Source organism: Neorhizobium galegae, assembly GCF_017877135.1.
Taxonomy (GTDB): domain Bacteria; phylum Pseudomonadota; class Alphaproteobacteria; order Rhizobiales; family Rhizobiaceae; genus Neorhizobium; species Neorhizobium galegae_A.
This window is the reverse complement of the sequence record NZ_JAGIPH010000001.1, coordinates 261131-275452: the sequence shown is the minus strand read 5'-3', so window position 1 is coordinate 275452 and position 14322 is coordinate 261131. Positions and strand designations below refer to the sequence as shown.

The following is a 14322-nucleotide window of genomic DNA, read 5'->3' as shown; positions in this document are numbered from 1 at the left end:
CAGAAAGGGCACCGGCATCCTGCGATGCGGTGCCCTTTTCCGTAAGACAATCAACACTCAGATCAGGTTGGCGAGCGTGACGAATTCTTCGACCGACAGCGTTTCGGCGCGCCGGGCCGGATCGATGCCGGCGCGGTTGAGAAGTGCTTCGCCGCCAACCGGCTTCAGGCTCTGGCGCAGCATCTTGCGGCGCTGGCCGAAGGCGGCCTGCGTCACACGCTCCAGCTTTGCGACGTCGCAGGGCATCGGGGTTTCGCGCGGTGTCAGATGCACCACGGTGGAGGTGACTTTCGGCGGCGGCGTAAATGCCTGCGGCGGCACGTCGAAGGCCATGCGCGCCTGCGTGCGCCAGCCACAGAGGACGCCGAGCCGGCCAAAATGGTCGTCATTGCCGCCGGCCACGATGCGCTGACCGACTTCCTTCTGGAACATCAGCGTCAGCGATTGCCAGAAGGGCGGCCAGACGGGCGGCAGCAGCCAATTGATCAACAGTTGCGTGCCGACATTATAGGGCAGGTTGGCAATGATCTTGACCGGGCCTTCCGGCACGAGCGACGCAAAATCCGTCTTCAGCGCATCGCCCTCGATCACCTCGAGGCGACCGGGATAGTGAGCACCGATTTCGGCAAGCGCCGGCAGGCAGCGCGCATCGCGCTCGATGGCGATCAGTTTCTTGGCACCAAGCGACAGGATGGCGCGCGTGAGACCGCCGGGGCCGGGGCCGACCTCGATGACGGTGGTCTCCTCCAGCGGGCCTGCCGTGCGGGCAATCTTCTGGGTGAGGTTGAGATCGAGCAGAAAGTTCTGCCCGAGCGCCTTTTTCGCATCAAGGCCAAAGCGATCGATGACATCGCGCAGCGGCGGAAGACCGTCGAGTGTCGCCATTGTCAGGATTGGCCCTGCGGTGCGCCGCTGTGGAGCGCGGTATCGCTCAGCCGGCTTGCGAGTTTCAGCGCGGCAACGAGGCTCGTTTCGCGCGCCACACCCTTGCCGGCAAGGCCAAAGGCGGTGCCGTGGTCGGGCGAGGTGCGGATGAAGGGCAGGCCGAGCGTGACATTCACCGAATCGTCAAACCCGAGCGCCTTGGCCGGGATCAGCGCCTGGTCGTGATACATGCAGATCGCCACGTCATAGCGGCCGCGCGCCTCGTCATGGAACATCGTGTCGGCGGGAAGGGGGCCGAAGGCATTGATGCCCTCCTGACGCAGCAGCGTGATGGCGGGCTCGATGAGATCGCGATCCTCAATGCCGATGGCGCCGTCCTCGCCCGCATGCGGGTTGAGCCCGGCCACCGCCAGCCGCGGATGCGCCATGCCGAAGCGGTGACGCAGATCGTGATCGGCAATGCGGCAGGTCTCAAGCAGAAGATCCTGCGTCAGCGCCGTTGCCACGTCCTTCAGCGGGATATGGATGGTCACCGGAATGGCGCGCAGCTTCGGGCCGGCCAGCATCATTACAGGCGTGACGGGCGTTCCGGTCGCTTTTGCGGCGAGATCGGCGAGAAATTCCGTATGGCCGGGAAAGCCGAAACCGGCCTCGTAGAGCACGGACTTGGCAATCGGATTGGTGACGACCGCCGAAGCCTTGCCGGCAAGGCAGAGGCTGACGGCGGTTTCAATGGCGGCAATCGTGCTGCGGGCGGAGGCGACATGCGGCCGTCCCGCCTCGATCTCGGCACCGATCGGCACGGGAAGCACGGGAAACGCATCGGCGAAATGCGAGGCGGCGCTTCCGGCATCCGCTTCGCGAAACGGCACGTCCATCCCGATGAGACGGGCGCGCGCCGCCAAGACGGACGGATCGCCGATGTAAAGGAAAGGTCGCAGGCCGAGTTCAAGGCGCCGTGCCCAGGCGGCCAGCGCAATATCCGGGCCGATGCCGGCCGGATCGCCCTGGCTCAGCGCCAGCGGCCGGTCGTCGCCTTCAAGAGCCCCGGACGATACGTCCTTGAGCGCGCTCAAGGATAGACGATCTGCGCCTTGCTGCGCAGGTCCTCGAGGTATTTGGCGTCATTCGGGTTGGCGCCGTTCTTTTCCTGCTTGCCGATATCTTCTGCGCGGAAGACGACTTCGGCGGCGGCATCGTCAGACACCTGGCGCTTGTTGCAGATCGCCAGGAACTCGATGCCGCGCTCCGTCTCGCGCGTGGCCGTCGTGCCATTGGCAGAGGCCTTTTCGATCAGCGGACGCCATTCGCCCGGCAGTTCCGGATCCATCACGCGGCCTAGGCTGCGCACTGACACGTCCCGCATGCTCTTGGCAAAGTCCTTGGCCTGATCGCAGCCCGGATAGCGCGAGCGCGAGGCTTCGGCTTCCGCCTTGCGCTTGCCGAGGATCGCCCCGCGCTTGGCCGGCGGAACGACGAAAATGATCTGCTGCAGGAAATACTCGGTGGTGACCGGCTTTTCCTTGTTCTGCATCATGCGCTTGACCAGCTCTTCCGACGACATCTTGCCGCCCGAGCCGTAGCGCGCGTTGACGAGGCGTGGCCAGCTCATCTGCACGGCGATGAAGGCCTTGAAGTGATCGACGCCGACGCCGGCCTTGTCGAGGATCTGCGCCATCTGGTCCGGCGACATCTTGTTGCTGGCCGAGAAGCGTCCGAAGGCCTTGTCTACCTCGTCGGTGCTCACCGACATGCGCACGCGGGCGATCTCTTCGCGCTTCAGCGCTTCGTCAACCAGCTCGTCGCGGGCCATCTTCTGCAGATTGCCGGTCTTGCGCTGCAATTTCAGGAAGGCGACGCGCTTGCTGACATCGGTGCTGGTGATCGGCGTCTTGTTGACGACGGCCGCGATCTGGCTTGCGGCGAAAGCCTGCTGCTCTAGCGGTGCCACGACGAGGGAGGCAGCGAGTGCGGTCGCGGCAAGTGCCATCCGGCGCAAGGCTATGCTGGCAAACATCATTCGTCCCTTCCTGCGGTGGGGCGTCCCCTTCAGGGGCCGCCCGCTCATGCGGTATTGTCCATGGCGTTCGATTGCATAATTCATGCGGCGAAACAATGACCTTCGCAAGGCCCGCAGGACCGGAGCCCTGCGTTTTGCCCGAAGGCTTCGCAAAAGCGCCGGTCTTTGCCAAGGCCGGTCAGTTGTCGCTGCTGTCTTCCGATCCAACGGCGATTTCGCCGAGCGTGCGGAAGGTGAGGCGTGCCGTGATCGTCCAGTCGTTCGGATCGGTATTGGCCGGCTCGTCGCTATAGGCCAGCGTGAAGACCGTGCATTCGTCGGCATAGGTCATGCCGATGCCGCGCCGGATCACTTCCTGCTTGTTCATGTCCCAGGTCGCAGACGTTGCCAGAGACCAGTTTTCGTTGACGCGCAGGTTGTTGCTGGACTTCAGGTATTCGCCCTTGTCCACCGAGCCGTATTCCGGCTGCGGCTGGATATTGGTGTAGACCAGCGATCCGCTCATGCGCGCCATGTTGTAGCTGAAGGCGGCGTCGGCGCGGCGAAGGTCAAGGCTCTTTTCATCGAAGCGTCCCTGAAGCGACAGGCTGTAGCCCTTGGGCAGGTCGATGGCAGCCATGCCGACAAAGTCGGAGACATCCGACTCAAGGCCCGATTCGGCGCCCGCATTGACGAGATCCGGCGTCGAGAAGGAATTGAGGCCTGCCAGCTGGTAGGACTGGCCGACGATGCCGCGAAGGCCGATGCCATTGTCGAAGGAGCCGTTGTAGCGAAGGCCGACATTGGCGCGCGTGCCGCCCTCGATGCGATCGTAGCCGGAGAACTTGTCGCGTTCGAACAGCGAGGTCGCATCAAAGACGAAGCTCTGCGCATCCTCGTTGGGCAGGCCGCCGGCCAGTTGCTCGTCGGGACGGACGTACAGCTGGGCGATCGGTTCGATCACATGCGTGCTGCTGCCGGTGGTCATCAGGATCGGGTAGCGAGCCTCCAGGCCGGCCGTCAGCATGTAGCGCGTATCGGCATTGTCGCCGCTGTAATCGCCATCATAGGTCACGCCCTTGAAGCTCGGCGTCGAGGAGCCGGTGGCGCGCAGCGCATCGCCACGGGCTGCCAGAAGCGGTGTCAGCAGCAGACCTTCGTCCGAGGTGAAGGTGCGCTCCCACTCGGCCTCGGTGGTGAAGCGACTGTAGCTGCCCTCAAGACCCCGGAAGCGGGTCGCTCCGCCTTCCTGATAGAAGTCGTCTTCGCGGCGCGACAGGTTGGTGAAGTTCGATGTGATCGACAGCTGTCCGCCCAGCACCGGCTCCGGCGAATAGTATTTGTAGTCGATGACCGGGTAGACGATCGCCTGCTGCTTTTCGGCCAAGCGCGAATAGGTATTGTCCTGCACGTCGAAATAGTAGTTGTGCAGGTCAAACGAATTGCGGTTGCCAAGGCCCGTCAGGTAGATGTCGTTGGTGAACGGCGTCGAGTTGACGCCGGTCAGTCGGTAGGTCTTGGAAAAGTTGTTGTCCGTCTGCGCCATGACGTTCCAGCCGAAGGCCCAGCGCGGATTGATCTGGAAATGCGCCTTGGAGGCAATCATGCCGCGCGTGCTGGCGCGCTGGTCACTGGTGCCCGCGTCGAAGGTGTTGCGGCTCTGCTGATCGATGGCGGCAAAGCGCAGGATGTGGTCGCCCGTCTCGAAGCGGTTGCGGATCTCGCCCTGCAGCAGCAGCCCCTGCTTGGTATAGTAGGTCGGGCTGATCGTCGCGTCCATGCTGGGCGAGAAGACCTGGTAATAGGGAACCGTCGTGCCGAAGCCGAGCTTGTCGGTCAGGCTCATGCGCGGAAACAGGAAGCCCGACTTGCGCTCGACCGTTTCATCGGGAACCGTGACGAAGGGCACATAGCCGATCGGCATGCCGAACAGTTCGAACTTGGCGTGTTCGAGGCGAATCGTGTGGTTCTTGCCGTCGCGGATGACGCGCTGCGCCTTCACCTGCCAGAGCGGCGCCTTGTCCGGCCGCTGCGCGCAGGGCAGGCAGGCGGTATAGACGCCGTTGTTCAGCACCATCTTGTCGTCGGGCAGGCGTTCGGCGCTTTCGGCAGCCAGGCGCGTATTGTCTGTCGTCTCGACGCGCAGCGCATTGACGAAGCCTTCGCCGAAATTGTCGGTGACGTCCATCGAATCGGCATAGATACGCGCGCCGTCGGGCTCGATCAGCTCGATATTGCCCGTCGCCATGACGCGACCGGTCTTCTGGTCGTATTCCACCCGCTGGGCGACCATGCGGTGGCGATTGTAATAGATCTGCACGCCGCCCACGGCGGTAACGCGCTCGATATCCTGGTTATAGGTCAGTTCATTGGCGCGCAGGAGCATCTTCGCTCCATCCGCGGCCTCCGGCACCAGAGGCGTGCTCTGGGCCATGACAGGTGAGGGGCCAACAACGACAAGTGTCACAGCCGTGCTGGTCAGCAGGGCCGCAAAAAGCCGTCTGATATTCCCGCGGTCAATTACCGCCACTAGCCATCCTCCTGATGAAGCAGGATCGTTGCCCCAAGCGCCATGGCGACGACGACTGGAATCCAGACGGCCACGAATGGCGGAACAACCCCGCTGCTCCCGAATGCCCTTACGAGCACGGTTACAACATAAAGCACGAAGCCACAGACGATGCCACCCAGAATCACCGAGCGCGACTGCGCCATGCGGCTGAAACGGAGAGAAACGGTTGCGGCGATCAATGTCATTGCCACCAGAAGAAGTGGCATCGACAGAAGCGAATGAAATTGCGTTTCCAGCGGTTTGGTGGAGATACCGAACGAGCGGGCTACCTCAATTTTTCTTAAAATGTCAAAGAAAGCAACGCTATCCGGCTTGGCGAGCGATTCCTGCAGGAATTCCTTGCGAAGGTTCGTCGGCACTTCCACGACCGGTTTGCGGGACGGCGGCGCGTCGCTGCGCGTTTCGAGAACGTCATTAAGCTTCCAGTAACCATTCTCCAAGGTCGCCGTCGCCGCATCCTGTCTCAGAATGACGCGAGCGTTGCGGTCGAAGTGGAAAAGCACCACGCCGTTCAGTTCGCTGCCGCCCTTCGTGTAGCTTTTTGCGCCAATGATCGTGTCGTCATCCTTGCTGATCTGGCGTAGCCAGGGCAGGAAATTGCTGCTGCGTTCGGCATTGCTCGCCTTGCGCCAGTCCGTCTCGATGTTCGAGGCCTGATTCTGCCCCCAGGCGGCGAGCGGATTGATGGCCATGGTGGCAAACAGGCCGATCAGGAAGGCACCGGCAACGAAGGGCATGATGAACTGCCAGACGGAAAGCCCGGCCGCGCGCGCCACCACCAGTTCGGAGCGGCGGTTGAGCGTGATCAGCGTCGTCATGCCGATGAAGAGGGTCAGCGTCGGAACCGTCTGCTGGAAGATCAGCGGCAGGCGAAGCGCGCTCATCAGCAGGCCGCCCGGCACCGTATAGCCGACGAAATTCGACATGCGCCGGCTCGTCTCGGAAAAGTCGGCGAGGAAAATGATGCCGCAGACGCCGAGGAAGAACCAGAGCGCGGTGATGATGTAGCGTTTGAAGAAATACCAGCTGAGGGTGCGCGAGATCATCGGCTGTCGCTCCCCTTGGTACCGGCCATCACCCGTGTGAGGCGTCGCTCGGCGCGGTTCATCCAGTGGCCGGCGGCATGGGAGACGAATGCGGGCATCTTCAGCTGGCGGTTGGTGGCCAGCATGAAAATCGCAATCAGCGCAGAGGCGATCGGCACCAGATAGACGAGCGGCACGAAGCTTGCGTCGTTCTTTGCGCCGTTCGACACGTAAAAGCTCAGCCAGCGGATGGCAAAGGCGATGATCAGCGCAGACACCATCGGATGCAGGCGCGCCCGACGGCTGGAGCGGGCGCTGCCGGCCACTACCAGCGAGACCAGGGCAAACACCACCGGCAGCATCCAGTCGGACATGCGGCGATGAAACTCGGCGCGGAAGCTTCCGGGCGAGGCGAGGAAGGCCTTGTCGGTCGGATCCGGGTTGATCAGGAAGCTGAGGCTGCGGTCGCCGGCATAGACGGTGGCGTTACCTGTCGATTCGGTCATGGAAGAGAGGTCGAAGGCATAGGACAGGAACTTGACCACGGAAATGCGGCCGTCCTTTGCCTTGCGGTGCACCTCGCCGTCGCGCATGGTCAGCGTCGTTCCGCTGTCGTCGATGGAGCCTTCGCGGGCATAATAGATGAGATCCCAGTTGGGATCGCGGTAATCGACGAGGAACAGGCCCTTCAGCACGCGGCCCGAATGGCGCTCGGAAATCTGGACATACAGACCGTCCTCGATGCTGCGGAAGGTCTTTTCCTCAATGACCGAGGATAGAAGGTCCGCATAGGCTTCTGCCACCATTTCGCGGGCGCTGGTGCGCGAGGCTGGCTCGACAAAATTGGTGATGAGGAAAGACAGTGCCGCAAGACCGACAGCCATCATCATTACCGGCCGATAGAGCACCATGCGGGGCGAACCGGCGGCGTCGATGACGGCCATTTCCGAATCGTTGTTCATGGCGTTCAGCGTCTGCGTGATGCCGATGACCACGGCAAAAGGCAGGACGACGGGGATGATGGTGGGCAGGATGAACGTCGCCAGCGTCGCGAACGAGCCCATCGACTGGCCGGTATCGGTGACGAGGTTGATGCGGCCGAGAACCTGGATGGTCCAGATGATGGTCAGCACCGGAACGAGGGTGACCAGGAACATCTGGAAGGATCGCCGCAATATGTAGAGTTCGAGGAGCTTCATTCTGATCCGGTACGTCGCTTCACTGCGGCCACGATGTGCGTTCTATGCAATTTGCGCCGCCATGGCGACAGTGACTTTTTCACAAAGCCGTTTGTGCTCACTGTTTTTTTTCCGGCTGTGTCATTTGGAAATAGGTGGCAACGGCGGCATAGACGACGCAGGACGACAGGAAGCCGAGCATCACGTCCGACAGATAGTGGCCGCCGAAGGAAATCCTGAGCGCCGGCGGGATCAGGCAGATGGCAAACAGCGGCGGCCCGAGGATCGGCCGCAGCGGCGGCGGCATCAGGACGATCAGACAGGCGAGCCAGCCGGCACCGGCCGCTTCTCCCGAGATGAACGAGCAATTGTTGGTGCAGGCGCCATCCAGCGTGCCGGCAGCGGTAAAGATGTCCGCCCCGCCGAACAGGTCCGTCTGGTAAGGACGTGGCCGCCCGGAAATCGTCTTCAGGACGAGGTTGACCAGCACATAGGGGCCGGCAACGAAGGACACGAGCGCAATCGAATAGCGGCGTGTCGCGCCCGCATCATAGGTCGCGCCATGGTGCTGCAGGTTGCGGATGAGCAGGATCAGCAGCAGACCGGCGACCGTGACCGGCAGGTAGAAGAAAACCTTGCGCAGGATGATCAGCAGCCATTGCTGCGAATAGGGAAACAGGCCGCAGATCCGCCCGGTGACCAGCTCGCCGCCGCAGGCGGTTTCGGTAAAGAAGGTGCGCGCCACGTGAATGTCGAGCGTGGGGAAGGCATAAAAGATCGCAAGCAGAAACCACCAGGCCGCCATCAGCGTCATCAGCCAGGTTGCAGGTCGCCGGAAGAGGACGAGGACGCGGCGTCCCGAAAACTGACCGCGTGACTGGAACGTGTATGTCAAAACAGGTAAGCCTCGGAAATCGGTGCACGTCATATTAGCGGGTAAGAGAGCTCGATGACAATATTGCGACGCCGGTGTGGAACCTTTTTGCCGCAACCCTTGCCGTTCACGCGCCATCGTCCCAGATTGGCCCCTTGCGAGTGACCATATCCTCTGCCTCCGGAGATACCATGTCTGTTCAGTATACGATCCGTTTCGCGCCCTCCGCTCCTGCCGATGGCGGTCTTGCCATCGCGCTGCAGCTGTCGGGCGATCACGCGCCGTCAGGCCATTCCGTCACTGATCCCGGCGGTGTCATCACGCGTGCGGCCGGTATTGCGGGCTTTTCGGGCAAGCAGATGGGCGTGCTGGACCTTCTGGCGCCGCATCAGTCGCCCTTCGACCGGGTCGTGGTGATCGGGCTTGGCAAGGCGGACGAACTGACGGCCTATGACTGGCTGCGCGCTGGTGGCAAGGCATCGAGCGTCGTCAAGCGCGCCGAGACTGTCACCGTGTTTCTCGATGCCCCGGGCACGGACATCACGCCGGAAAAGGCTGTGGATTTCGCAACCGGCCTCCTGCTGCGCGCCTATGCTTTCGACGCCTACAAGACAAAGAAGAAGGATGACGAGGACAAGGCGGCAAAATCCGTCACCGTCACCATCGTCACGGCGGCCCATCAGGCGGCCTCGGAGCGCATGGTCTCGGCGCAGGCGGTGGCCGATGGCGTCAATCTCGCCCGCGAGCTGGTGAACCTTCCGCCGAACGTGCTCGGTCCCGTCGAATTTGCCGAGCGCGCCAAGGCGCTCGAATCGCTGGGCGTTGCGGTGGAAATCCTCACGGAAACCGAGATGGCGAAGCTCGGCATGGGCGCGCTGCTCGGCGTTGCCCAGGGCTCGGCGCGTCCCGCCCGCATGGCCATCATGCAGTGGAACGGCGGGGCAGACGGCGAGGCGCCGCTTGCCTTTGTCGGCAAGGGCGTCGTCTTCGATACCGGCGGCATCTCGATCAAGCCGGCCGCCAACATGGAAGACATGAAGGGCGATATGGGCGGCGCTGCCGCCGTCACCGGCCTCATGCACACGCTGGCCGCCCGCAAGGCGAAGGTGAATGCCATCGGCATCATCGGGCTTGTGGAAAACATGCCCGACGGCAATGCCCAGCGTCCCGGCGATATCGTCACCTCCATGTCGGGTCAGACGATCGAGATCATCAACACCGATGCGGAAGGCCGCCTCGTGCTGGCCGATGCGCTCTGGTACACCAAGGAGCGCTTCAAGCCGCGCTTCATGATCAACCTGGCGACGCTCACCGGCGCGATCCTGGTGGCGCTGGGCAACCTGCAGGCGGGACTGTTTTCCAACGACGACGACCTGGCCAACAGCCTCATCGCCGCCGGCGAGGAAAGCGGCGAGAAGCTGTGGCGCATGCCGCTCGGCAAGGATTACGACAAGATCATCGATTCGAAATTCGCCGACATGAAGAACAGCGGCGGGCGCTATGCGGGCTCGATCACCGCTGCGCAGTTTCTGAAGCGCTTCGTCGGCGAAACGCCCTGGGCGCATCTGGATGTCGCCGGCACCGCCATGGGCTCGCCCTTGAACGAGATCAACCAGTCCTGGGGATCCGGCTATGGCGTGCGCCTGCTCGACCAGCTGGTTCGCGACCGCTACGAGGCGTGATGGCCGAATGACCGAGGTCCTCTTCTACCATCTGACCGAATCGAAGCTCGAAGAAGCGCTGCCGGCGCTTCTCGAAAAAAGCGTCGAACGGGGCTGGCGCGTCGTGCTTCAGACGGTGGGAGAGGCGCGCCGCGATGCGCTCGACCAGCATCTGTGGACCTATCGGGAGGAAAGTTTTCTCCCGCATGGCACCGACCAGGGGGAGATGGCCGAGCACCAGCCGGTTCTCCTGACGGTGACGGACGCCAACCACAATGGGGCAACGGTGCGGTTTCTGGTGGATGGCGCCGAGCCGGCCGATCTTTCCGCCTATGAACGCGTCGTCTTTCTTTTCGACGGATATGACGCAGCCCAGCTTTCGGGCGCGCGCGGCCACTGGAAGGTGCTGAAGGCGCAAGGCCACCAGCTTACCTACTGGCAGCAGTCGCAGGAAGGGCGCTGGGTCAAGAAGGCCTGATCGGCGGCGGGGGGGGGCTGAGTTCGACCGTTGCGCGGCTTTCCCCTTGTGCGCTGCAATAGGGCTTGCTAGCTGAAGGGTCGTTTTCCATTCGGAGCTGGATGCCATGAACGCGAATATCCCGGTCAACACCCGCAAGGCCGATCACCCGGTCGCAGACGTCTTTCCCGCCCGCTGGTCGCCGCGGGCCTTTACCGATGCGACGATGAGTGAGAAGGAGCTGCTGGCCCTTCTCGAAGCCGCCCGCTGGGCGCCGTCCGCCTTCAATGCCCAGCCCTGGCGCTTCATCTATGCGCTGAGGGGCGATGACGTCTGGCAGCCGATCCTTGATGCGATCATGCCGTTCAACCAGACCTGGGCAAAGACCGCCTCGGCGCTCGTGATCATTGCCAGCGCGACGAAATTCATCGCCCCCGGCAAGACGGAAGCCAGCGACAACGGCAGCCATACCTTCGATGCCGGCGCTGCCTGGGGTTATCTTGCCCTGCAGGCACATATCGCAGGCTTTGCCGCCCATGCCATGGCCGGTTTCGACAAGGCCGCCATGGCCAAGGCCGTCAACCTGCCGGAAGACCATGTGCTGCACGCAGCCGTTGCCATCGGCACGCAGGGTCCGGCCGATCTTCTGCCGGAAGGGCTGCAAGCCCGCGAAGTGCCAAGCCCGCGCCAGCCGCTGTCGGCCCTTGCCGTCCACGGCGTCTTCAAGGCCTGAGCCGGATCGTCGGGAGCATAACAGATCGTTGAGACGGGATGGAGAAGCGGTTTCCGGTTCTCCATCCCGGTATGAACTCGCTTGCACGAGTTCTGCAGGCGCCTGCGCAGAAATCCTTCTGGTCGCGCGCGCCGTTTCAAAGCAGGCGGCCAACGCATCAGCCGCATTCGACGGGTATGCACGCTGGGAAACGACCGGGCGCAGGGAACGGATCACGATCCCGGGGATTACATTTGCATCGATACTTGGCAAAGGCCGCCCCGTCGGGACGCGCCTTGCTGAACAGGGAGAACTCAGATGCAACTTCCCCAGAACACGGTTATTGCGGTCGCAGACGGCGAAAAACTCAGCCTTTTCCAGAACAATGGCGACGCACAAAATCCGAAGCTGAAGTCCATGGACTCGCAGGAGATCGATGATTCGGTCATTTCATCCGGCGCCCGCCATCCCAGCAGCGCTGCCAATCCGGATGACAGCCAGCAGAACGAGGATGCGTTCGGCTCCGGCGTCGTATCCATGCTGAACAGCCATGTGCTCAGCGGCAAGATCAAGAGCCTCGTGATCGTCGCATCGCCACGCACACTTGGCGAAATGCGCAAGGGCTATCACAAGTCACTCACGGATGTGCTGATCGCCGAACTCGACAAGGACCTGACCGGCCATTCGATCCAGGATATCGAGAAAGCGCTGGCTGCGGCCTAGGCGAAGGATCCGCGTTCGGCCTTCCTCCTTCTCAGACAGCGGGTAGCGCCGCAAACGGGATGCAAAGCGGCGTCAGGCCGTTGGCCTGACGCGCATCTGGCTAATACTCATCGGCCGAAATGGCGATGCACAAGTGTAAGCTGCCGCAGGCAGATGGTCATTTCAAAATGGTCTGACGCAGGAAACTGTAGCCCATCGCCGTGCGCCGCGCCATTTCCGCCGAGTTGCCGGCGCCGCCATGGCCACCGGAGCCGAATTCGTGGAAGAGGGGCTGATGACCGGCCGCTTCCAGCGCCTTGGCAAAGCGGCGCGCATGCGAGGGATGCACCCGGTCGTCATTGCTCGAGCTTTCGATGTAGAGCGGCGGATAGGCCTTGTCCGATGCCGGCGTGATCTGATGCAGCGGCGAATAGCTCAAGAGATAGGCGCGGTCGTCCGGATCGTCCGGATTGCCATATTCGTCCATCCAGGCCTTGCCGGCCGGAAAGAGATGAAAGCGCGTCATGTCGAGAACCGGCACGCGACACCAGATGGCGCCGAAGTCGTCCGGATAGCGCGTCAGCATGACGCCGGTCAGCAGGCCGCCATTGCTGGCGCCGGTTGCGGCAATGCGCGACGGCTTTGAATAGCCGCGTTTCACCAGATCACGGGCGATGGCGACGAAATCCTCATAAGCCTTGTGACGGCCATGGCGCTTGACGGGCGTGTGCCACTGCGGACCGAGTTCCGCGCCGCCGCGGATATAGGCCTGCACATAGGCGCCGCCCTGTTCCACAAACCGGCCGATGGTGCCGGAGTAATGCGGGCCAAGCGAGGCGGAAAAGCCGCCATAGCCATAGATCAGCACCGGCAGATCGCCCTTCGTCCACACCTTGGGCAGGACGAGGTGATAGGGCACTTTGGTGCCATCTTCCGACGTGGCTTCCAGAAGTTCGCTCGTCATGCCCTCTGCATCGAAATAGGCGGGAGAGGTGTCTTCCGGCACCAGGAGCGGCGGCGTCGTGATCGGGCGCCCGCTCGCATCGGATAAAGACAGCGTATAGCGGGTGGGCGGCGTCAGGAAACCCGAGCCGATCACTGACAGCGTGTCGTCGCCCAGATGCAGATCCGCATAGAGCGGCGTGAAATAGAGCGCCTCGACGCCGTCGGGCAAGGCAATGCGCTGCGGCTCCGCGTCCGGTCGCGTGATGTCCAGCACGTAGAGCGAGGGCGTGAGACGGTCGTTGACCGAATAGACGGCAAAATTGCGCAGGAGCGCGAAATGATGGACCGAACGTCCCGGCGCAGGCTCGACCAGAATGCGACGCTCGGAAGACAGCGGCTGCGCACCGAACGGCGTCAGCGACTGCAGGACGAGACTGCCGCCTGGCACCTGTTCGTCGTTCTTCGCCAGCCACAGGCAATGGCTGTGGTTGATGTCGAAGCCGATCTCGGTCGGAAGCGGCAGGCGACGCGCATCGCCCTCGCCATCCACCACATGGATGCTGACCTTGCCGATCTCATGGCTTTTCACGAACACAAGGATCTGCCGTGGGTCTGGCCCCTGGTAACCGCCGAGCGTCGGGTCGATGACGAAGCCATAACCGGTGACATCGCTCTCGGCGGCTTCAAACAGGATCTCGGCATCTGCCGGCGCTTCGCCGCGCCGCAGCCGCCGACCGACGCGCGGCCAGCCGGACTGCGTGGCGGAAACGGCATCGATCGAGCCGAAATAGGCGATCTCGTCGCGGCTCAGCCAGCTCGCATGGGCGCGCACAGTCGGTGTGTCGAAGCCGCCGTCCACCGCCTGTTTCGTCTCCAGGTCGAATTCCAGAAAGCGCGTCAGATCCGATCCGCCGTCCGACAGGCGCAAAAGCACCCGCGTCGGCTCGAAGGGGCAGGTGACGCAGCCGCCAAAGATCCAGCGCTTGCCTTCGCGGACGCAGAACTGATCCACATCCAGAACGGTCTCCCACGGCGCATCGGCACGCGGTGCGAGATCCGCTGGCAGGCGACGCAGCACGCCGAGCGGGTTGTCCGCCGAGCGGTTGAAATCAAACAGCCAGTTGCCGCGCCGGGTGGGGATGATCAACCGGTCCTGCCTCTCCAGCATGGCCTGAATGGCGGCCGCATCAGCCTGCATCTGCGGCGTCGTCAGCACCTCTTCGGAGCGGGCGTTTCGCTCGGCAACGAAGGCCAGCGTCTGCGGATCGTCGTCCTTTTCGAGAAAGAGATCCATGGCGCGTCTCCTTGTAGA

12 protein-coding genes are annotated in these 14322 nt (G+C 62.8%); 4 read left to right on the top strand and 8 right to left on the bottom strand.

Annotation, left to right across the window (positions count from 1 at the left end; all coding sequences use genetic code 11):
• Positions 1-57: 57 nt before the first annotated feature.
• The 7 genes from rsmA to J2858_RS01385 all read right to left on the bottom strand — a co-directional run bounded on the left by rsmA (position 58) and on the right by J2858_RS01385 (position 8554).
• A complete protein-coding gene (gene rsmA / locus J2858_RS01415) occupies positions 58-885 on the bottom strand; it encodes a 16S rRNA (adenine(1518)-N(6)/adenine(1519)-N(6))-dimethyltransferase RsmA (protein WP_210102972.1) in 828 nt (275 codons plus the stop codon).
• A 2-nt stretch (positions 886-887) separates the two neighbouring features.
• Positions 888-1961, bottom strand: a complete 1074-nt coding sequence (gene pdxA / locus J2858_RS01410; protein WP_210102971.1) for a 4-hydroxythreonine-4-phosphate dehydrogenase PdxA — start codon at positions 1959-1961, stop codon at positions 888-890.
• Positions 1958-2905 carry a peptidylprolyl isomerase gene (locus J2858_RS01405; RefSeq protein ID WP_210102970.1) on the bottom strand — a complete coding sequence of 316 codons (948 nt, stop codon included), beginning with the start codon at positions 2903-2905 and terminating at the stop codon, positions 1958-1960. The genes pdxA and J2858_RS01405 overlap by 4 nt, the downstream gene beginning before the upstream one ends.
• Positions 2906-3083: 178 nt before the next feature.
• A complete protein-coding gene (locus J2858_RS01400; protein ID WP_210102969.1) occupies positions 3084-5414 on the bottom strand; it encodes an LPS-assembly protein LptD in 2331 nt (776 codons plus the stop codon).
• The gene (lptG, locus tag J2858_RS01395) at positions 5414-6502 is read right to left on the bottom strand and encodes an LPS export ABC transporter permease LptG (RefSeq protein WP_210102968.1); all 1089 of its coding nucleotides are present in this window, start codon (positions 6500-6502) and stop codon (positions 5414-5416) included. The genes J2858_RS01400 and lptG overlap by 1 nt, the downstream gene beginning before the upstream one ends.
• Positions 6499-7680: an LPS export ABC transporter permease LptF gene (gene lptF / locus J2858_RS01390; protein WP_210102967.1), complete on the bottom strand. Its 1182-nt coding sequence runs from the start codon at positions 7678-7680 to the stop codon at positions 6499-6501. Before lptF ends, lptG begins: the two co-directional genes overlap by 4 nt.
• A 97-nt stretch (positions 7681-7777) precedes the next feature.
• Positions 7778-8554 (bottom strand): phosphatase PAP2 family protein, encoded by a 777-nt coding sequence (locus J2858_RS01385; protein WP_245365508.1) that lies wholly within the window; start codon positions 8552-8554, stop codon positions 7778-7780.
• Positions 8555-8724: 170 nt separating this feature from the next.
• Between J2858_RS01385 and J2858_RS01380 the strand changes: the two genes are divergently transcribed.
• The 4 genes from J2858_RS01380 (at position 8725) to J2858_RS01365 (ending at position 12086) form a co-directional block, all read left to right on the top strand.
• Positions 8725-10215 carry a leucyl aminopeptidase gene (locus J2858_RS01380; protein WP_210102966.1) on the top strand — a complete coding sequence of 497 codons (1491 nt, stop codon included), beginning with the start codon at positions 8725-8727 and terminating at the stop codon, positions 10213-10215.
• A gap of 7 nt (positions 10216-10222) precedes the next feature.
• On the top strand, positions 10223-10672 hold the full coding sequence (locus tag J2858_RS01375; RefSeq protein WP_210102965.1) for a DNA polymerase III subunit chi: 450 nt from the start codon (positions 10223-10225) through the stop codon (positions 10670-10672).
• Between the two features lie 106 nt (positions 10673-10778).
• Complete coding sequence (locus J2858_RS01370; protein WP_210102964.1) at positions 10779-11384, top strand: nitroreductase family protein; 606 nt, start codon at positions 10779-10781, stop codon at positions 11382-11384.
• 297 nt (positions 11385-11681) lie between these two features.
• Complete coding sequence (locus J2858_RS01365; protein WP_210102963.1) at positions 11682-12086, top strand: host attachment family protein; 405 nt, start codon at positions 11682-11684, stop codon at positions 12084-12086.
• A 157-nt stretch (positions 12087-12243) separates the two neighbouring features.
• Here J2858_RS01365 and J2858_RS01360 read toward each other — a convergent pair whose 3' ends face one another.
• Positions 12244-14304 (bottom strand): prolyl oligopeptidase family serine peptidase, encoded by a 2061-nt coding sequence (locus J2858_RS01360; protein WP_210102962.1) that lies wholly within the window; start codon positions 14302-14304, stop codon positions 12244-12246.
• Positions 14305-14322: the final 18 nt, after the last annotated feature.